We start from the raw sequence: 20930 nt of genomic DNA, 5'->3' as shown, positions 1-20930 counted from the left end.
AACCGACATTAAACGCTGCAACAACACCCTCTCAATATAAATTAAATCATTGAATAGTAACTCTATAAACTACAAACCCAGACTCTCCACCCGCTAAACTACCACTTAATTCCCAAGTTATATTACCTTCATATCCAGCCATATTTGTGCCATCTTTTGTCACAACGTTACATATTAATGAAGCTGGCATTAAGCTATTACTGCACAGTACAGGTTGTTCCAGTAGGGTAAATATCGGTGTATTATCAAATACTTTCACATCAGTTATTGGTGCGTTACTGGTATTACTAAAACTAACAACATACTCCAGCACATCACCTGGTTGCGCATCATTGCTGGTTATTATCGCACCATTTTGAGTGATATTTCGGACTGTTTTACTAAGCGTTAACTCACCAGCACCACTAAAGGTTGCTCTTACGGTATCTTTATCTAATACAGATCGCGTGATGCCATGGCCAGTATTTGTGCTATCGGAGAACGCCATATTGGCCTCAATATCGTAATGATACTGGCCATTCATAGGCACATTGCTCGGTACAAACACTTTACTTAATAAACACACCGCACTATTACCAATAACCGCAATAGGCGCAGTAATTTGAGTATCCGCACCATCAATAATGCCATTACAGTCGTTATCACGATACAACACGGAGTTCCAACTGTTATTTGCTGGAGATGCACTTAAATTGATGATAGAAAAAGCGACACTACCCGCGGTGGCAGCTGTAAATTTATGTGGAAAGAGAACTGATTTGCCCGGTGTCACGTCATGGAAGTTATCAGGTTCCATTCTTGGCTCTTTAACTTTACCAAAATTAAGACCAAAGACTTCATCCCCTGCGTTAGCGTTAATGGCTATTTGACTGTCAGTTACACTGACACTGGATGCTTGTGGAATACTGCTCACATCGGCTTCACTAATATCAATCCACTCTGCTTGTTTCACCACATCAAGCAACAGATCTTTGGTTGAGAAATCGACCCCAAGGACAAACTTATAGCGGCCGTCACCCGAGGTTACTTCTGTTGCTATAACATCTCCGCTGTTGTAGCCCGTTACCCCTGTGTCGTTTAGCGTCACTGTAACCGTAAAATTGCCTAACCCAACTTCAGTTCCTTCTTGAATACCATCATGAGCAGCGTTTGCTCCACCAACACCATTATCTTCAAAAACTAAACCATTGAGCACAATGCGATTAAGTAACTCAAACCAATGATCTTCAACCTCACCGTTAGACGCTGAACCTGAGAATGTATTACAGCTATTGATAGCTGAACATAACCGCACTCGCATCACGGTATAACCATTAAATCCCTCTGCACTGGCAGCATCTAACGTGATCGCAATATTATTGATCCCCGTTACAACTGGCTCATCATTAATAAGAAACTCATTGGTATCGGTAAAGACACCATTTTTGTTTAAATCAACCCAGATACTCACAAAACCGCTACCTACAACATCAAGAGCTAGATTGGTGCTTGTTTCAACCACGATCTGATTAGGAATAGTTAGGTCTTCATCATTTTGACCATTCGTGTCATCCCCTGATGCATCTGCAGTGAACCACTGCCCGAATTCTGGATCCCAACGGTTACCTAAGTAAAGATCAGCACTACCATCAACAGCACTGTCCCAGTAAGCATGACTGGCTTCACCATATGTATCAGCAGCATCACCATAATCGGTAGAATCGTAACACCCAGCACCATCATTACCTTGTAAACTGCCTCGATCAGATGCCGTCACATACTCAACTTCATTGGTGATCACGTTAACTCGATAAACCACAGCATGATCATTGAGATCAATGGTGCCATTATTATCGCTATCGTGATTACCACCATTGGTAATGGCATACAAACTTATCCCATTATCCATCACTAATGCGCCAGCTTGTAGCTTGAGGTTGAGATCGAGCGTTGGCTCAGCACCAAAGTATGTTAATGGCTGCGATGTTACTGCGCCGGTTGTTAAATCAAGTTTATAAAGCATGTCACCGTCTAAATCGAGAACGTAACCCTGTCCAGATTGACTACTAATGGCTAAATCAGCACCAACATTAATCGGTCCGCCACCAATAGAGCCTCCCATTACACCAATGCTTAATGGTATGGCGGTAAAAGTCTGTGTTGCTAGGTTAACTTTCACTAAAGAGTCCCAAGAGGTGCGCCAAATAATTAAATGGTTACCATCTATGGTCACATCACCAGCGGTTGGCGCACTTAATGTTACTGATGTGGAGGATGTGGTTGAATAGCCACTATTACGCAGGGAATCCCCAGCACTAAAGCCAAAAGTTTCACCATCTTGAAGGCGACGAATAGTGGCTGAAGACTCAGCACGTATTTCCCCTAAATCAATAAAGCTGGTACCTGTTTTATCTGTTACAAATAAATGATGAATACGCTCAGCTTGAGACATATCAGTAAAGGTACCGTAAATTAATCCATCAACACGGTTAAAACCGATAGCGTTCAAATTGGCAATATTAGTCTGATTCGTGATCGCAACCGGATCAATAATATTAGAGAATGTAACCGGATTACTTGGCACATCTAATGAAGTGTAAGTATAAGAACTACTACTTACTGGACGAATGGTTTGTAAAATACTATCACACTGATTATTCGCCACTAAATCAGAAATTAATATGCGATAGTCTTCAACCTCACCATCATTGGCACGTCCAGTAGGGCTATTACAATCAACATCACTGCATAGGCGAATACGCAGGTAGCTATAACCAACAACCGCACTATTAGGGATCAGCACATTGTAATTATTGTTACCGATATTCGCACTTGCATCACTAATGATTTGTTCCCCTGAATCATCCCAATCACCATCAAGGTTTAGGTCTAACCAGCCGTAAAGACGTTGTCCGGTTCCCAAACGCGCACCATCTTCAACAACAGTGATATTTATCGCTACGTTTTGGCCTTTATTGGCAATAAATGGCACAGTAACACCATCTTCATCAGCAATATTATGATTGCCATCAGCGGTGGCATGAATATTTTGCAGATCACCAAGATCAGCATCCCATAGGTTACCTAATCGTAAGTCAATGAAGCCATTGTCATCACTGTCTACCTGCACATGGTGAGCACCATTGTGGTCATATTGAGTAGTATAATCGTTGATGGCGGTGCCTGAAGTCGTATCAATAGCATCACCAAAATCAGACCCTAGAACATTTGGCGCATCGGTAAAACAACCTTTTTGAAGGTTATAGCCATCTCCAGTACTACCCGTAAAACCAAACCGCACCATGTTATTACCAATGTCGGTGCGAATATCTCGCGCAAACTGGCCAATCATGACGCCATCCATGTAATAGGTAAATTGATTGGTGGTTGGATCCCATTCAAATTGCGCGATATGGTAACGCCCATCTTCTAACTCGCCACCAGCAACAGACGTTGCTGCAATTAAGGTATTGGCAGCGCTTGGTGTGTAAACATCACCATTTAAATAAACACCTGTGTGATCAATATATTGTCCGCCGATAGCATCATCGGTTGCACCAATAAAGGTATTATCAAAGGTATCAAATTCAAACACGACTGATGGCGATACAGGTGTTGCACCCAAAATATCACCAACACCGAGCCTACCACCAAAAGAGCCAACGGCATTTAAATCACGCGAGTCTGCAGAAAGCACAAAAGTCATGCCATCAGCACCGCTTTCAATACCGTTAGGACAACCGGTATTACAAGTTCTATCACCTAAATACACGGCTAATTCAGCATACATTGGTTGGTTTAAATCAATGTAATCGTAGCTCCATAAATACCCTTGCTGATTAGTTTGCGCTTCGGTAACAACATATTCGCCATTAGCCGATAAATACGCATCACCGCCTTCATAGACAACTGGCGCTTCACAAATATTAGGTTGCACGATATTGGTAATATTAGGTGTGACCACATCGGTATCATCTTCGCCATTACCAAAACCATTATTAGGGGTTGAATCAATATCATTAATCGCTGCTTGAATAATTTCAGCATGAATTGCTGGCGCAGTTGCAGATTGTGGCGCCAAACGGATCACCGCATAGTCATTAAAGCCAAGTCCAACAGCACCGATATCAAGTTCACCAGTGCTTGAATCATAGATTGATGTTAGCGTAACGCCATCGCCTTCATAAGCACGAACAAAACTGTATCCAGCAGGAATAGGTAAAGTTACTTTGGTATTTAACGCTATCGTCGTACCTGCATTAGCAACATTAACGACAACATTAAACGGGATGCCTAAAGTAACATTCACCCCAGGTTCTAGCTCTAAAGTTAGGGATAAATCACCTGCCGGTTTAAGCGAAATGGCATGATCTTCAACTTCACCATCACCTGAACTGCCTAATGGCGTATCACAACTTTCACCACTGGAACAAACACGTAAACGTACAAAGGTATCTTGGATTTCAATATCAGCAGGTACTGTGAAATTCAATATGCTATTGCCTGATGCCGTAACCATCACCGATGCCCTTTCATCTGCTTCAAAGGTGCCACTGTTATCGAAATCAATCCAACCATAAAGGTTATCATTGCCTGACGATACAACAGGTACTGACAGGGGCAGCGTACTACCACCAGATAAGATTGTTGTTATTGATGGCTGAACAAATCCATCCTCATCATCGGGGGTTAGACCATTGTTATCATCCCCATCAGCGATTGTTGTAGGTTGTCCATCATTTTCATTGTCAGGAGAATTACTGCCTAGGTAAGGTAAACCAATATCCGTTTGATGCCGTGGCCCATTACTAGTTAAATCGGTACCGTATGTATTGAGTGAATCAGCAAAGTCTGTCGGAACAGGCGCATAACGACAACGTGCGCCATCGTTTCCACTTGCGGATTGACCATTGGTTAAAAACGTTGCATCAACTAGCGTTGATGACGGGGCTGATAAATTTGAAAGATCAAATCGCCACAACGCACCAGTATTATTATTTGAGGCATACATGAAGCCCACATTGTCGAAATATACAGCGCCAACCGCACTAGTTGTTGTCATATTGCTTTGACCAACATTGGTAACGGCAACACTATAAATATTGGTAGATCGATCAATGGTTAAATCGAATTTATATAGCTTTTTATTACCTGTTACCCCCCACGCCGTTGAGGTATCAAGTGGGTGAATAGCAATATCACCCAGAGAAATATTGGTTTGAGCAGAACGCCCTAAATATTGTCCGTATGTTTCAGAGTTAGGGTTTACATCTATAAAATAAAAACGCCGTCCATCTGTTCCCCCTGATACGAGTACAAGAATATCGTCATCTGTCACATCACCTGCTGGAAAACTGATCCCATTAATCTCAGGCACATTCAATTTTAAAATACGTTGATGAAGACGATCAAAAGCAACAATATCAGAATTTGTTGAACCGCCAGTTGGATACACTCCCCATAATATATTTTGCGCCACACTGTAGCCAATACCATTATATGAAGGAGAATGTGACGAACCTAATTGGGTTTCAGATGCTGTTACAAGATTCACCTGATACAATTTTCGAGGTGTACCTTTGGTTAAATACGCATTAGTATCACAAGTCGGGAAGGTATTATTAATAACAATATCGCCGAAGTTCACATTGCTTACCACGCCGGCAGTAACGGTGACGATATTCGATGTTGATGATATATGTGAAGAGGGGTCGCCTACCGTACCACCACCGCTTGTTCCTGTAACAGGATCAACCGTAGATTGTGTCGGAGGACATGTAGGAGAAGCAATATTGGTTTCATTTATCGCTTCATAAACTTTATATGTGCCTGTCGCTGGAAGTGATATTGAATAGGCACCTGTTGTCGGATCTGCATTAGTAGCATAACACTGTCCAGACGTTGAATCATAAGCCACAACTGGAACTGTTATTCCCAGACCAGCCTCACTGCCATCTTTGACACCATTGGCCGATGTACCCCCTCCGCTGCCATCATCATTAAAAACAAAACCTGAAATAGAAGGAGGTGGATCAAATGTATAAGTACAAGTAACATCGTCACCATTATTTAATGTAAATGTCGTCGCACAACTGAGATTATTTAGTATATAGCCAGCTGGCCCCCCCCAACTTAATGTATACGAGCTTGGCGTCATCGCTCTCGTATTACCTGAACTAAAGTTTGCGGCGGTATTTCCACTATCTGTCGCGATTAATGTGAAGTCACCAGGAACCGCACTACCTCCTGGATTCACAACAGCGTTCAACGTTAAGCTACCTTGAACAAAAGAATATGCTTTAAACGTTACTAAATCTAATGCGCCGCCAGAACGGCCATCAAAGCCTGCTAATGCTTGGCCTGCAGGAGCAACAACACGATTATAATATGTTCCACCATACGCATGATTAGGTCCTATTTGACCCGTTGATGGAGAAGCGGGTGCTGCTGCAATTTCTAATCGATTAGTCGCATTATTAAATGAAACAGAACCACAATATAGACGAAACCATCCCATTACAGGCCACGTCGTTGTTTGTGCATCGACACCAACAACAGCTTGATTTGCTGGACAATCCTGTGAGTATAATGTCCCTGATAATGGCCCCCCCCAAGGTGTGTTGCCTGAGTATGTTAACGTAGCCACACCACCTGAGACATTAACTGTAGAGCAACGGCCTCTTAGGGATCTTCCATCAAGACTGGCACCCGAATTTCCGTTATTGAAGTCAAATCCTGTCATTAGTTGGCCGCTTGGGCAGTTTTTAACTGGGAATGGCGATCCCCCCATACCACCAATGGCAAGTAAATTACTTTGATATACTAGCCCCACCCCTTCAGCAGAAAAACTTTTCTGGCTAAATAAAAATGTAGAACTTAATAAAAGAATGATAAGTGTTATATTTTTAGTAAGCATACGAATTAATTCCTCCATTAAATACTATTGCACTCCTAATATCTTGACCCAAACGAAGTTCACCTGATTGCCTGTGGGAAAAGAGATCGATTGTTTTAAAGTAAGAGGTATGGTTGAGATGAAAGATAAAATCATCTAATGAATTAATTACTTGATAAGATTCTATATGATTAAAGAAGAAAGGATCTGACACAATATCTTGATCAACAACCACTAACCGATTAGCTATCGGCTGTTTATCACTAAACCAATTATTACCATATATAATTATAAGTAATAATACAGCACTAATAATCTTATGCATGAAGTCACCTCATAGAACCTAAGTGAAGTTATGCATGAATAAGACCAACTTAATTATTATTTTTTTTAATATAGTTAGAATTTTTGTATTAAAATAATAACCACCACTCACAAAATTTTGCTAAAAAACAAACTATTTATCGAACATTCAATACTAAATAAATTATATTTAACCTGACACTACATTATAGCTAATTGAAATTTAAATATAATTAAATCAATTGGCGTGTTTTATAAAGAGAACAAAAAAAGACATATTTTAATAATGCAATTTATTTCAAGTTTTTCAGATTGCTTCGCAATATAGATACAAAAATAACGCATAATAAAAAGGTGCTAATACAACTGTATTTAGCACCTCTTGTTTTAATTACACACTTAACTAGAATTTAACTTTCTTTTTTATCGGCCTGCATTTGCTCGGCTTCTTCAATAAAGTTTTTAGGTGGTGGTGTCCAACCGCGTTCTGATTTAGTGTGTTTATCAGTACGCTCTTGCTTCATTGCTTCACCTAACGTCTGCTCTAATTGCATAAACAATTCAACATAAGAGCTATTAAAACGATCTTCTTCAGTACTATCACGCCATGTTTGGTACAACAGATCTTTGCTTTTCGCTTCTGTTTCAACAAACATTGCTTTTTGCTGTTCTGCCCTAAATGGATGTACGCCAAGTTCTTTTAAAGCTTGTGCGCCCATTGCTAATGCTGAACGGTAAGTTTCACTGATCACGTAATCAGCACCAGCGCAACGTAATGAGTAATGATGGCCCCGATCATAAGCACGCGCTAATACACGTACATGTGGATAAGTTTGCTTAATATAATGCACCAACTCAGTAGCACGCTCTTGATCGTCAATCGCAACCACAAAGACCTTGGCATCTTCAATACCTGCAGTATGCAATAAGTCATGTCGAGTCGCGTCACCAAAATAACTCTTAATATCAATCTGGCGCATATTATCAATTTGAGTCACGGAATGATCGAGTACTACCGTTTTCATACCATTAGCACTTAATAAGCGGTTAACTATTTGACCAAAACGACCAATACCAGCAATAATAACTTTACCTTGCTCGTCTATTTCATCCGCTTCTCGATCATTTTTAGCTGCACTAAATCGCGGTAAAATAACTTTATCAAATAATATAAATAACCCTGGGGTTAAGAACATAGATAATGCAACGACCAGTGACAACGTTTGGCCTAATTCAGCAGGTAATACGTTATTTTGAACGGTGTAATTTAGCAATACAAAACCAAACTCACCCGCTTGCGCCAAACTAAGTGCAAACAACCATTTATCACTGCCTTTAACTTTAAATACAAAAGCTAAAATTAATAGCACCAATGCCTTAATCAGCATAACGCCCAGCGTTAACCCAATAATAAGACCAAATTGATCAAACAAAATATTAAAGTTAATCCCCGCACCAACGGTTATAAAGAATAGTCCCAGTAATAATCCTTTAAACGGTTCAATGTTTGATTCAAGCTCATGGCGGAACTCACTGTTTGCCAGTACTACACCGGCAAGGAAAGTACCTAACGCCGGCGATAATCCGATTAAGCTCATTAATGCTGCAATACCAATAACTAACATTAATGCTGTTGCTGTAAATATCTCACGCAATCCAGAAGCGGCGACAAAACGAAATAATGGACGACTTAAATAATGACCACCAACCACCACACCTGCAATCGCAAGGATCACTACAATCGCGTATCCCCAACCAGGTAACCCAGCAACTAAACTAAGATCATCATGATGTTCTGCGGCAGCAGCAACGGTTGTTTGCGCTTTTTCAACTAATTCAGGTAATGCCAATAAAGGAATTAATGCCAACATTGGAATAACGGCAATATCTTGAAATAGCAAAACTGAAAACGCACTTTTTCCGCCTTCAGTTTTACTTAAGCCTTTCTCATTAAACGTTTGCAATACAATGGCTGTTGATGACAGTGAGAAAATCAGACCAATTGCTAATGCATAAGTCCAACCAACACCGAGTGCACTTGCGATCCCCATAACCACTGCAGTGGTCACAACCACTTGCAGACCACCTAAGCCTAATAAACGATGACGCATGCCCCACAGCATTTTAGGTTCAAGTTCTAGGCCGACGATAAACAGCATCATAACCACGCCAAACTCAGCAAAGTGCTGAATAGTGGTGGTTTCACTGCCAACTAATCCAATTACAGGGCCAATAACGACACCGGCAATTAAATAGCCCAGTACAGAACCAAGCCCAAACCGTTTCGCAATGGGTACCGCAATAACTGCCGCGACTAAATAGATAAAAGCTTGTAAAAATATGCCTGTCATGACTACTCCGTGATCACACTATCAAGACTATGGTTTAATTTTGATAATTTGCTCGCGACATCATAATTGAGTTTATTATCAGCAATAGCAACTAGCACGCGTCGCCAGTTTTCAAAATGTTTAGTGACTCGTTGTTCTTCCGTTGCCGTTCCTGCACCAAACAAAGCAAATGGTGCTAAAAACTCCATCCCGGTTAACTCTGCCATTTGCTCTAACGGTTGTAATAGCTCACGAATCGTAAAATGGTTAAAACCTTCTTTACGGTAGCTTGATTCAGAGCCACCAGCAGTTAGGGCACAAAGGAATTTTTTGCCTTGTAACGCGGTTCCCTCACTGCCATAAGCAAAACCGTATTCCAATACAAGATCTTGCCATTCTTTTAATAGCGACGGTGTGGAGTACCAATACAATGGGAACATAAACACAATCACATCGTGATCACGCAAACGTTGTTGTTCTTTATCGATATCAATGCGGAATCGAGGATATTCAGCATATAAATCAACGGCTGTGACATGCTCAAAACCTTTTGATGCATTAAACAATGGCATATTGATTTCGGAACGATTTTGCGATGGGTGTGCAAACAGGATCAGAATTTTTTTATGAGGCTCAGACATTATTTTCCTTATTATTTTCGTCTTATTATGATGGCTAATATGTTGTTAAAACAATTTTTATATAAATTCGCTTCAATTGCACATTATTTCATTCCATTGAGACATATTACCGAATAAATCCGGTTTGTTCATGAATTTTACTTGGTGGTAAACCAAAATAACGTTTAAATTCACGGCTAAATTGGGTCGGACTTTCATATCCAACTTGCCCTGCTGCAACATTAGCAGCCATTCCTTGTTGCAGCATTAATGTTTTAGCATTATTTAAGCGTATTTTTTTAATATATTGCAGCGGCGGATCGGTCACGACTTGCTTAAAAACTTTATGAAATACCGACACACTCATTCCCGCCATCACCGCTAATTCATGTACATGTAATTTAGTCGCATAATGCTGTTGTACATAATCAATGACTGCTGAAATTTTCGCTAACACACTGTCTTGTTCACAATACTGCGCCAATAAATAACCTTGCTCACTGTGTAATAAATAATAAAACAACTGTCGTATTAAAGATGGACCAATCACTTGTGCATCAAGAGGATCGTGCAATACTTCTAATAACTGTTCAACACTACGATACATGCGTTCAGTCATTTGTGCTGTTGCCACACCACAACTACCTTCATAATCAAAACGGCTATGCTGCTGAGCTTCAATCATTGCGACTAACTGACCAATTACTATAATATCAAAGTCAATATTGATCCCTATTAACGGCTGATCATGTGAGGCAAAGGTTTCACAAACAATCGGATAAGGGGTAGTCACTAATAAACACCGCTGTGGATCATAATTAAATTGATGTTGATTTAAGTGACCAATTTTTCGCCCTTGAAGAATAATAACAATACCTTGCTCATACATTTGTGGGCTATATTTGCGATAACCATCAATTCTAAACAACCTTATTCCTGCTAAACAGGTGTCTACTCGACCAGATCGTTGTGCTAACCCATAATATTCACATAATGAGGTCGCAAGCGTAGTTAATACTGCCGGTATCACAACAGGCAAATTAACAGTTGAATATTGAATGTTCTCTATCTTCACGCGATTGGTCCATAATTTGGTTTTATTTACCTTAGCAGACCATTGTCACAAATCAATCATCAACTTCGTCAATAAAAGAGAAATAGGCAAGTATTAAAGAGAATTATGTATTAAGTGAAACTGTATAATCACCTAGACTGTAGCTATCAAAGCTACTTAATCTTTGTAAAACAAAATCATTATAATAATCAGCGTCAGCCTGCTGCTTAGAGGAAAGAACAATGGACAAATTTACCTATCAAAGCCCTACAAAAATTCATTTTGGTGAAGGTCAAATTGCTGAAATTGCCAATGACATTCCTAAAGACAAAAAAATCTTAGTGATTTACGGTGGCGGTTCAATCAAAACCAACGGTGTGTACGAGCAAGTTGCTGCTGCACTTACTGGTTTTAATTGGGACGAATTTGCAGGCGTTGAGCCAAACCCACAATATGACACTTTGATGCAAGCTGTTGCTAAAGTAAAAGCAGAAGGTTTTGACTTCCTACTTGCTGTTGGCGGTGGTTCTGTGGTTGATGGTACTAAATTTATTGCAGCTGCAGCTTGTTATGAAGGTAGCGATCCATGGGAAATTTTGCATGACCAAGCGCCTGTGATTACTGCGCTACCCATTGGTTGCGTATTAACACTACCTGCAACAGGTTCTGAAACTAACGGCGGTTCTGTGGTTTCTCGTGGTAAAGACAAACTATTCTTTGGCACACCACTAGTAAAACCGACTTTTGCTATTTTAGATCCACAAACCACATTAAGCTTATCACCACGCCAAGTGTCTAACGGTGTTGTGGATGCTTTTGTTCATACCATGGAGCAATACCTAACCTTCCCTGTAAATGCAAAGGTTCAAGATCGCTTTGCTGAAGGTCTATTGCTAACGCTTATCGAAGAAGGTCCAAAAGCTCTTACGACCCCAAATGATATCGCTGTTCGCGCTAATATCATGTGGTCGGCAACACAAGCATTGAATGGTTTAATTGGTGTCGGTGTACCACAAGATTGGACAACGCATATGATTGGCCATGAGTTAACTGGTAACTATGCTATCGATCATGCGCGTACATTAAGTATTGTACTACCAGCAGTAATGCAGGTTTGTCGCACAGAGAAACAAGCTAAATTAGTTCAATATGCAGAGCGTGTATTTGGTATTACTACCGGCACAGCTGACGAGCGTATTGATGCAGCAATTGCTCGCACTATTGCTTTCTTTAAAGAGATGGATGTCCCAACTTCACTAGCAGATGTTGAATTAGGCGCCGCAGATATTGATGTGCTTATCAACAGCCTTGAGAAACACGGTATGACCGCATTAGGCGAACACGGTAAACTGACGATTGCAGATAGCCGTAAGATTTTAGAAACAGCATTATAATTATCACCTAATTATAATTTCATGCATATAAAGGCTAGGTATTTCATTATACCTAGCCTTTTTTATTGATAATATTAATTGCTTGGTTGAATGATACCTATCTGGCATTATGCGCCAAAGAATACCGTGGTCTGTCAACGGTACCAAGAGCATGAAGGTAATCTGTGGTAGAAAATAGCCAACAATTAAGTAACAGTTACGACAAAGATGGTTACTTTGTTATTAGAAATTATTTTGATGATGCTCAAATTGCATCATTGAGAAAAGTCGTTTTAAAATTCCATAAATTATGGAAAGCAGACAATAAAGAATTCTACCAAGAAGAGGCGTTTAACTCGTCGTTAATTACAGGCAGCGAGTATTTAGCTATTGACGATAGAACAGTACTTTTTAACTTCATCAGCTCAAAAAAAATCATGCAAGTGGTCGATGCCGTAATACCTAATAACCCTGCATTTATGAATACACAGCTGTTTTTTAACCCTGTTAATCCGCAACAAAAAGACTTTTGGCATCGCGACTGTCAATATGACTATGACATTGATGATCAAATGCGAGTTATCCTTGAAACACAAGTGCTGCACCTTCGTATACCTTTGTTTGATGAACCCGGCATGGAAATTATCCCCGGCACCCACAAACGATGGGATAATGAAGAAGAATACAACGTTCGCCAAGAAGTTAATGGCAAACTCAGCAACGATAACATCTCTGGCGGTAAACAAATTGCACTCGCCGCAGGTGATTTATTGGTGTTTTCAGCCGATATGATCCACCGTGGTCTATACGGATTAGATCGCTTAGCATTAGATATTTTAATTTTTGATTCAGCGGCTGATTATGTCGACTACGTCGATGATGATTGCTTACCTACTCCGTCGATACTTAATAATATTGTTGATCCAAGATTATTTATGAACACGTTACAGCTAAAATCGATGGCGTGTGCTTAATAAATAAAAATCCTAAATATCAAAGTGGGGTATTGTGTGATTCCTCGCTTTTTTGTGGATAGGCATATATTTAATTTAAAATAAGCCCCCTATTATTAAATAAACAATAGGGGATTTTATTAGCTAAATCGTTATTTTAAACTCGTGACAATTAAGCCGTAGTTTTAAAACACTGGCGAGTAACATTACCCCAATATTCATCGTGATAAATATCTTCTACAAATTCATTGTTTGTATAAGCGCCAATCGCGCGTCGCCAAAAAGCAATCGCATTATCAGCCCCTGCAATTTGCTTGCTCTGCCATAAGCCTGGCATCATATCAAATAAAATATGGGCAAAACGTTGACCGGCTTTATGCTTACGAAATACTGGTACTACGTAAAAATCACACACTTCGTAATGATCAACACTTTCGTTAGCAATTGCCGCTAACCCAGCAGGCCTACCATCAATATACAATAAATAGCCAGTAACGTTACCTTCAATCGGCGTATCTAGAGCAAACTTACCCTCTTCATCAGGTAATTTTTTGGTCAATGGCGAAAATTCTGCTTCATAAGCTTGAGTTAAATTTAGATAAATCGCTAAATTACTTGAATTAACAGTTACTAATTCCACAATCATTCCTTTTACTTTGTTTCTGGTAATAGCTTAGTTTTAACTTGTTGAGACTTAGTCCCTGTTGCTTTCATAAATTGCGCTTTAAGGTTATAGCTGATCTCATTAGCACGAATCGTATTGCCATCTTGCACAATTTTAGCATTTTGTTTTAAGACCATCATATTGCTTGATGGCGTATAGATACCGTAACCAGATTCACCGTTGATCACTTTGCCATCTTTCATTACTCGCTTGAAGTAAGCGGGCTTACCATAAACTTCAATGGTTTTTAATTCTTTAGTTTTACCATTTAATTTAATGATCGCTTTATCTGCTTTGATGGTGACACCACCCTGCACAATATCAACCTTGCCGATCAACGTGGTGGTATTATTTTCAACATCCACATCTTGAGTAACTGATGATAACTCTATTGGTAACTGTGTTTCTGCTGTAGCTGCAAAGACAGAGGTACTTAAGAGTAAGAGTAAACTTGCAGTAAATAACTGTTTTTTCATTATGTATTGTTCTCATCAATTGCTGCTAATTTTGTCACGATCATACCAATGAATAGGAAGTTAACTATTACTTCAAGCCTGAATCACTAAATATATCGCTCATAATTATATTCTAACTGATTTTTGAATTTTTATCTTAAAGCTATTTTTTGACATGATCTTACTTATCTGTACCACTGAATAGATCTTGTGAAATCATCGTGTTATAAATTCGTTTGTTTTTTTGTTGCCAGTACAACAAAGTGAGTGTAAATTAATCTTACTTATTGTTGTATAGGTAACAAAAAATGAAAGAGAAAATCTATCAATATATTATTTATGTCGTTCTGACGATCGTCGGCGGTTTTTCGTTGTTTTTACTTATTAGTGATAACGTGGCACCTTTTACCACTCAATCAACCTTATACCGTGCTGTTGCTAATATTTCACCGCAAGTATCAGGAGTTATTACACATGTTGATGTTAAAAATGGACAAACAGTCCACAAAGGGCAGCAATTATTTACGATTGACTCTGCCCCTTATGTACTCACTGTCCGTCAAACACAAGCAGATTTAGCTCAGGCTAATCAAAACTATAGCGCGCAAACACAACAATTAGCGACTGCAAATCAATTATTGAAACAGCGCCAACTGCAATCACATAACGCTACAACATCACTGAATCGGTTTAAAAAACTGATTAATAAAGGCTTAGTAACACAACAACAATTTGATGATGCACAAACGCAAGCTGCAGTAGCAAAAAGCGCTTATCAAGCCGCTAAGACCGATGTTTTGCGTATAAAAGCACTGCTTAACGGAAAAACCAATAATGCAGCAGTAGCATTAGCACAAGCTAAACTCGCTCAAGCCCAATTGGATCTCGCGCATACGACAGTGATAGCACAAACGAGTGGCACTATTACTAATTTACAATTACAAACAGGTAGTTATATAACGAAAGGTACGCCCGCTTTATTTATTGTTAATCAAAACAATGCTTGGCTCAGTGCTGATTTTAATGAAAAAGGCATGGCACACCTTCAACCACTGCAACCAGTATATATTGCCTTTGATGCCCTACCTGGACAGGTTTTTAATGGCACCATCAGCAGCCAAGATCGAGCTGAATTTGATGCGGAAAATCCAAATAACCAACTGTCGACTGTAACAAACGATAAGCATTGGATCCGTGAGCTGCAAAAAATTCGGACTCGAATTCAGGTTAACGATCTTGATTCAGATCTAATTTCAGGTGCCCGTGCGAGCGTTATGGTTCAAAGTGATAATCCAATCATCAATACCATTGCCAAAGTATGGATAAAATTAGTTGCGCTGTTTCACTATGTTTATTAAATGGTAGCTGTCATGAAGTTGAGTAAAAATGAAGTTAATGGTGCGCTGCGCACTGCACTAACTATCACAATTTGTATGCTCATCGGTAAACTGGCGAATTTTGATTCCCCTGTTTATTTTGCTCTTTACCCAACTATTTTGATGACCAAAGGTCGTAATTTTTCATGGTCTGGCATCACTACGATGTTTTTACCAACCTTTTTTGCAGCAAGCGCAGCCGTGGTAGTCAGTAATCTCTTTAGTGATCATCCGTTTATTATTTGGACCATTAGCTTATTCTTTTTCGATTTTATGCGCCGCCGTGCAACGACTCCAGCCAAATTAAATCAATTATTAATGCCGACATTTAATTGGATATTAATCATTATTTTTGCACAGCATACCGACATGAATATGCCAATGAGGATCCATGAAATATTATTAGCTATGGTGATCACTGCCTGCGTTGCAAAAACCATGATATGGCTGCTGCCTGTTATACAGCCCAAACAACCAATACCACCGATGCCGATACTAACTATTAGCTATAAACATCGCTTTATTACTCTCGTATTATTAGGGATCAGCGTCGGTTTTTTGATGATGGTTGATTTAATATCTGCGACATTTTGCTTGGTTCCTGTGATTGCGGCAGCAACTCAAATGAATCGTACTAACTATATTAAGACCATAAAATTACGTTTTATTACTCAAGTTAGCGGCTGTATGATCGCGCTGATTTTTTCAGTGTTCATACTTGGACACCAAAATATTATTTCTTACTATGCCATTATTCTCGGCGGACTTATCTTTGGATTAGCACTGATGATGACAACCAGTAAAGGCACTGATCGTGATATTCATGCTGATGCTATTTTAGCTACGGTATTGCCGATCCAGCTCTATATTGGTAACAATGCTCTGAATTTCAACAGTACCTTTTTACGTGGCTGGGAACTCGCAGTGACTTTAGGTATATTATATTTGATTCATTTATTACGTTTACCAAAGAGAGCCTAATGCAACCAGTAATGACCAATATACCGGAATTGGATAGTAGTTTGAGCTTTACGCTTGGGCTCACTTATAAACAATTTAGAACTATCGCTAATCAATCGTTAAATACCCAATTTGATATCACACTTGAAATGCTCGGCGCACTACGAGTACTCGATCATTTAGGAGAGATCCCTCAACAAACGGTTGCAGAAGCACTACAACGTGAACGTTCTGTCACTAAACGCTTAATTGATAATTGCATTAAGCGTGATTTAGTTACGGTAAAAAAAAGTGAGTACAATAAAAAAGCCCGCTATTTAGCTCTTACTTCCAAGGGATTAGAGGTTAAACAACAAGCTGATATCACGATTAAAACAATTGCTGCAGATTATTATGCGCCGCTAACTCAGCAAGAACAGCAACAATTATTGTCTCTTTGTCAGCGACTCATCAAACCTGACTTTATTTTAGACGGCAATAATTGATCGTCACTCTTCCAATAATGAGCTGCTAATAAATACTCATTTAGCAGCTCAATTTCGCAATATTCTTTATTTAAACTATCAATCAGGCTTCGGTTTAAATTTCAATTCAAAATACGCGATAATCAGTTATTGTTCACCTAGATCAATCAATAGCTCTATGTTATTACATTACATTTTCAGAACTAATTATCCCCTTACTGTTTGCACTCATCACATGATGAATATGGAGTTTTACATGCGCAGGAATGTCCTTTGCGGTTTTATGTTATCAATTGCTGCGTTATCACCAATAACCAGTCAAGCACATCCTCATTCATGGATTGATATGAAGACCTATATTGAAGGAAGTAATAATCAAATCACAGGGTTTAAAATGGTGTGGACATTTGATGCCATGACCACCGCTTATATGCTTGATGGCGAAGATATGTCACCGAAGAATAAACAAAAAACCTTGAAAAACATTGCTGCATCAGTGATGGAAAACATGAAAAACGCGCATTATTTTACTTATTTCTATGATAACGAAACCCCAATTAAATACCATATTCCAGCGGGCGGTGAATTAATAAAACCGCGAGCAAAAGCGACGCTAACCTTTGAGCTTCCATTGGCAAGACCGAAAACAGTCACCAAAGATTCACTTAAATTGTTAATCTTTGAACCAAGTTATTATGTCGATATGTCATGGGGTAACAAAAGTGACATTGTACTGTCACCTGAATTAGCCAAAACCTGTAGCTTTAAACTTATCGAGCCACATCCAACACCCGAACAAGTTACGTATGCAATGTCGATTCCTGCCGATGAAAGCCCGGATCCTGATGATAAATTAGGTCAGGTATTTACCCAAACAGTTAAACTGTACTGCAATGTCGACAATGCCTTGCCTTCCACTAAATAGCATTGATTTAGGATTTTCCGAATGAAACCCGGTTGCAACTCAATCTCAGAGGCAAATAATACTGCTGCCTCTTCGTGCCGCGATCAGCATGAGCCCAATGAACACCACCATCTATGTGAACATCATCATTTAGAACACAACCATGATGGTCATAGCGCAACGTGTGATCATCACAATTCAGATATTAACCTAGCCCCAATCTCTTGGTTAACTCGAACCATTGTATTACTGTTATTTCTTGGTAGCGGTTATTATTTATGGCTACAATGGCCTACGATGTTAATGACTAGCATTAAATGGCAACGCGATATTAATGGCCAGCTCAGTGATTTACTTTATGATGCCCAGCAAAACATAACCGCTGCTTATTCATTAGCAGGACTGAGCTTTCTTTACGGTATCTTTCATTCCTTAGGCCCCGGCCATGGCAAGATGATAGTCACCACTTACCTTGCTACTAACCCTGCAAAAATAAAAGCCAGTTTGATAATAACGGTAGTTTCAGCATTTGTACAAGCTATTGTTGCGATTACACTTGTTAGCATTCTATTGGTATTTTTTAAATCATCAATGCGCCAAGTTAACGATGCTGCAGATCAATTTATTAGTTACAGCTTTATGGCAATGCTATTACTAGGCGCGATTGTTATTTATCGCAGCTTAAAGCAAGCATGGCAACTTAGAACGGCACAACATCACCACCATCATGATCATGGCGATAACTGCGGTTGTGGTCATAAACACTTCGCTAATGCTGATGAAATCAATAGTGCTGCTAGCTTACGTGAATACATTGTGATTGTATTCAGTATCGGTATTCGACCTTGTACCGGTGCTATTTTAGTACTGTTATTTGCCAATATGGTCGGTCTTTATTGGCTTGGAGTTATCAGTGCAATTTTAATGGCAGTAGGTACGGCGCTTACTACATCTGGAATCGCATTACTGACCTTATCTGGTAAAAAGATTGTTAGTCGCTATTTAGCCACCAATCAACGTCAGCGCACAATGACCAGTATTATCATCAAACTAATTGGAGGTATATTATTGGTATTATTAGGCTTGTTACTTCTTAATGGCCACAGCTATGGTATGTCGCCAGTGCTATAAAGTTATTTTTTACTTTAGCATTTAAAAAAGGTTGAGTGGCTATCATTGCCACTCAACCTTTTTGTGTAATTTATGACACTAATGCACTAATGTTTTTCACTTATATCATGCTTAATCAACCGCAATACCTTGGCGTCGATAGTCACGTAAAATTTGCTGCTCAGCAATAGTCGATAAAATAAACATCATCACATAACCTAAGCCTAACGCAACAATTATTGCAACTACGTTAGCGGTAAATAATGCCAACAGATAATAGCTAACAACCAAAGTGACAATACCACTTATGCGGATCATTAAACTTAAAGTGAATTTTCCATGCGCTTTTATATAGGCTAACTGGTATGCATTAAGCATCATGAAAATAAAGAAGATCGAAAAGTGAAATAATACAATTTCAGCACCTTGATATTGAGCCGGAAAAATAAACCCAATGATCTCTTTACCGCCAACTAACATCACTAAGAAAAAAATCGTACTCACAATAATCGCTAACCGATACACCCAACGACGAATAGCGCGTATTTGAGCATGTTCCCCTTTACGGACACTTTGAGATAATTCAGGTAATACAAATCGATAAATCGGAAATACAAATAACATTGTCATGTAAGTGAAAATAGGCCTTACAACAACTTGGAAATCACCTAATTCATCCAGACTAAAATGGGTGATCGTCAGCAAAACAGCCGCATAAATCATTAGAATACTTGCTCCAGCTTCTAACGATGCGGTGAAACTTTTACGCACATAGTTACGCATATTCGGATCTAGCTGAACCGTTGTTAATGGTTTTGTGGCAATTTGTTTTCTGCGCTGCCAATACATGAAGTGAGCAACAATCAATGAAGAGACCATCACACTGTAAAAAAGTGAGGCTAATGCGCTAAAATGGAAAATATAGTAACAACTAATAAAGGTAATAACGTTAGAGGTCGGCTCAATCCAAGTGACTTTATTTGACACATCATATAAACGGTACATAGCAATTAAATTGGTAAAGTATATTTTTAATCCCATACCAAAAATAACGCCAACCATCTCAAAATAGCCAACATTAATATGGAGTTCGTGTTTTATATAAGGTAAAACTAATCCCCATGTGATTAATACCATCACAATCAAACTAAATCGAAATATATTTATAATGTCATGATCATTATGGGTTTGACTATACGTAACCACCATTGATGATCGAAATCCTGTCATTAATATTAACGATAATGACACAATATCAATAACACTATTGAATAATGCTAAATCATCTTTTGCAACCCACTGCGCCAACCAAACTTTAAACAAAAAACCAATAGAAATACTGGCTAATGTCGCCCAAATACCCGCAACAAATGCTGTTTTTAGTCGAGTTAATGTATCAACATCATCAACTAAAGGAATGGCTTGTGGATTTTTCATACTTAATAACTATAAATAAACATGCTGCTATAATACTGGATTTTTCGTATGAG

Annotated in this window: 15 protein-coding genes; 7 read left to right on the top strand and 8 right to left on the bottom strand. The window is 39.1% G+C overall.

Annotated elements, in window-relative coordinates; all coding sequences use genetic code 11:
- Positions 1-46: 46 nt before the first annotated feature.
- The 5 genes from BTN98_RS13295 to BTN98_RS13275 form a co-directional block, all read right to left on the bottom strand.
- A complete protein-coding gene (locus BTN98_RS13295; protein ID WP_231730627.1) occupies positions 47-6895 on the bottom strand; it encodes a GEVED domain-containing protein in 6849 nt (2282 codons plus the stop codon).
- Positions 6885-7199, bottom strand: coding sequence for a hypothetical protein (locus tag BTN98_RS13290; RefSeq protein WP_060997159.1), 315 nt, complete (start codon positions 7197-7199; stop codon positions 6885-6887). Before BTN98_RS13290 ends, BTN98_RS13295 begins: the two co-directional genes overlap by 11 nt.
- A 388-nt stretch (positions 7200-7587) precedes the next feature.
- Complete coding sequence (locus tag BTN98_RS13285; protein ID WP_060997160.1) at positions 7588-9528, bottom strand: monovalent cation:proton antiporter-2 (CPA2) family protein; 1941 nt, start codon at positions 9526-9528, stop codon at positions 7588-7590.
- A gap of 2 nt (positions 9529-9530) precedes the next feature.
- Positions 9531-10148 (bottom strand): NAD(P)H-dependent oxidoreductase, encoded by a 618-nt coding sequence (locus BTN98_RS13280; RefSeq protein WP_060997161.1) that lies wholly within the window; start codon positions 10146-10148, stop codon positions 9531-9533.
- A gap of 106 nt (positions 10149-10254) precedes the next feature.
- Positions 10255-11202 (bottom strand): AraC family transcriptional regulator, encoded by a 948-nt coding sequence (locus tag BTN98_RS13275; protein ID WP_231730628.1) that lies wholly within the window; start codon positions 11200-11202, stop codon positions 10255-10257.
- Between the two features lie 221 nt (positions 11203-11423).
- Here BTN98_RS13275 and BTN98_RS13270 point away from each other — a divergent pair, with 221 nt between their 5' ends.
- Positions 11424-12575, top strand: coding sequence for an iron-containing alcohol dehydrogenase (locus tag BTN98_RS13270; protein ID WP_060997162.1), 1152 nt, complete (start codon positions 11424-11426; stop codon positions 12573-12575).
- A gap of 164 nt (positions 12576-12739) precedes the next feature.
- Positions 12740-13528: a phytanoyl-CoA dioxygenase family protein gene (locus BTN98_RS13265; protein WP_060997163.1), complete on the top strand. Its 789-nt coding sequence runs from the start codon at positions 12740-12742 to the stop codon at positions 13526-13528.
- 151 nt (positions 13529-13679) lie between these two features.
- Here BTN98_RS13265 and BTN98_RS13260 read toward each other — a convergent pair whose 3' ends face one another.
- Positions 13680-14147, bottom strand: coding sequence for a GNAT family N-acetyltransferase (locus BTN98_RS13260; RefSeq protein ID WP_060997164.1), 468 nt, complete (start codon positions 14145-14147; stop codon positions 13680-13682).
- Positions 14148-14158: 11 nt separating this feature from the next.
- Positions 14159-14647 carry a lipopolysaccharide transport periplasmic protein LptA gene (gene lptA / locus BTN98_RS13255; protein ID WP_060997165.1) on the bottom strand — a complete coding sequence of 163 codons (489 nt, stop codon included), beginning with the start codon at positions 14645-14647 and terminating at the stop codon, positions 14159-14161.
- Between the two features lie 287 nt (positions 14648-14934).
- On the opposite strand from lptA, the gene BTN98_RS13250 reads away from it, so the two are divergent.
- The 5 genes from BTN98_RS13250 (at position 14935) to BTN98_RS13230 (ending at position 19461) form a co-directional block, all read left to right on the top strand.
- Positions 14935-15984: an HlyD family secretion protein gene (locus BTN98_RS13250; RefSeq protein WP_060997166.1), complete on the top strand. Its 1050-nt coding sequence runs from the start codon at positions 14935-14937 to the stop codon at positions 15982-15984.
- A gap of 12 nt (positions 15985-15996) precedes the next feature.
- Positions 15997-16983: a DUF2955 domain-containing protein gene (locus BTN98_RS13245; RefSeq protein ID WP_231730630.1), complete on the top strand. Its 987-nt coding sequence runs from the start codon at positions 15997-15999 to the stop codon at positions 16981-16983.
- A complete protein-coding gene (locus tag BTN98_RS13240; protein WP_060997168.1) occupies positions 16983-17447 on the top strand; it encodes a MarR family winged helix-turn-helix transcriptional regulator in 465 nt (154 codons plus the stop codon). The genes BTN98_RS13245 and BTN98_RS13240 overlap by 1 nt, the downstream gene beginning before the upstream one ends.
- 235 nt (positions 17448-17682) lie before the next feature.
- Positions 17683-18351, top strand: a complete 669-nt coding sequence (locus BTN98_RS13235; RefSeq protein ID WP_060997169.1) for a DUF1007 family protein — start codon at positions 17683-17685, stop codon at positions 18349-18351.
- Between the two features lie 21 nt (positions 18352-18372).
- Positions 18373-19461, top strand: a complete 1089-nt coding sequence (locus BTN98_RS13230) for a nickel/cobalt transporter (protein ID WP_082732110.1) — start codon at positions 18373-18375, stop codon at positions 19459-19461.
- Between the two features lie 111 nt (positions 19462-19572).
- Here BTN98_RS13230 and BTN98_RS13225 read toward each other — a convergent pair whose 3' ends face one another.
- Entirely contained in the window at positions 19573-20877 is a 1305-nt protein-coding gene (locus BTN98_RS13225) for a lipopolysaccharide biosynthesis protein (protein WP_060997170.1), read from the bottom strand.
- Positions 20878-20930: the final 53 nt, after the last annotated feature.

The sequence above is a fragment of the Photobacterium aquimaris genome (assembly GCF_002954455.1).
Classification (GTDB): Bacteria; Pseudomonadota; Gammaproteobacteria; order Enterobacterales; family Vibrionaceae; genus Photobacterium; species Photobacterium aquimaris.
Note: the sequence above shows the minus strand (reverse complement) of the source record. Positions and strands in the feature narration are given on the sequence as shown.

Excerpts from the sequence above, each read along its gene's own strand:
- BTN98_RS13235 (WP_060997169.1), top strand. The coding sequence starts at position 17,683 with ATGCGCAGGAATGTCCTTTGCGGTTTTATGTTATCAATTGCTGCGTTA.
- BTN98_RS13295 (WP_231730627.1), bottom strand. The coding sequence starts at position 6,895 with ATGCTTACTAAAAATATAACACTTATCATTCTTTTATTAAGTTCTACA.
- BTN98_RS13230 (WP_082732110.1), top strand. The coding sequence starts at position 18,373 with ATGAAACCCGGTTGCAACTCAATCTCAGAGGCAAATAATACTGCTGCC.
- BTN98_RS13280 (WP_060997161.1), bottom strand. The coding sequence starts at position 10,148 with ATGTCTGAGCCTCATAAAAAAATTCTGATCCTGTTTGCACACCCATCG.
- BTN98_RS13225 (WP_060997170.1), bottom strand. The coding sequence starts at position 20,877 with ATGAAAAATCCACAAGCCATTCCTTTAGTTGATGATGTTGATACATTA.
- BTN98_RS13290 (WP_060997159.1), bottom strand. The coding sequence starts at position 7,199 with ATGCATAAGATTATTAGTGCTGTATTATTACTTATAATTATATATGGT.
- BTN98_RS13285 (WP_060997160.1), bottom strand. The coding sequence starts at position 9,528 with ATGACAGGCATATTTTTACAAGCTTTTATCTATTTAGTCGCGGCAGTT.
- BTN98_RS13240 (WP_060997168.1), top strand. The coding sequence starts at position 16,983 with ATGCAACCAGTAATGACCAATATACCGGAATTGGATAGTAGTTTGAGC.
- BTN98_RS13270 (WP_060997162.1), top strand. The coding sequence starts at position 11,424 with ATGGACAAATTTACCTATCAAAGCCCTACAAAAATTCATTTTGGTGAA.
- BTN98_RS13245 (WP_231730630.1), top strand. The coding sequence starts at position 15,997 with ATGAAGTTGAGTAAAAATGAAGTTAATGGTGCGCTGCGCACTGCACTA.
- BTN98_RS13250 (WP_060997166.1), top strand. The coding sequence starts at position 14,935 with ATGAAAGAGAAAATCTATCAATATATTATTTATGTCGTTCTGACGATC.
- lptA (WP_060997165.1), bottom strand. The coding sequence starts at position 14,647 with ATGAAAAAACAGTTATTTACTGCAAGTTTACTCTTACTCTTAAGTACC.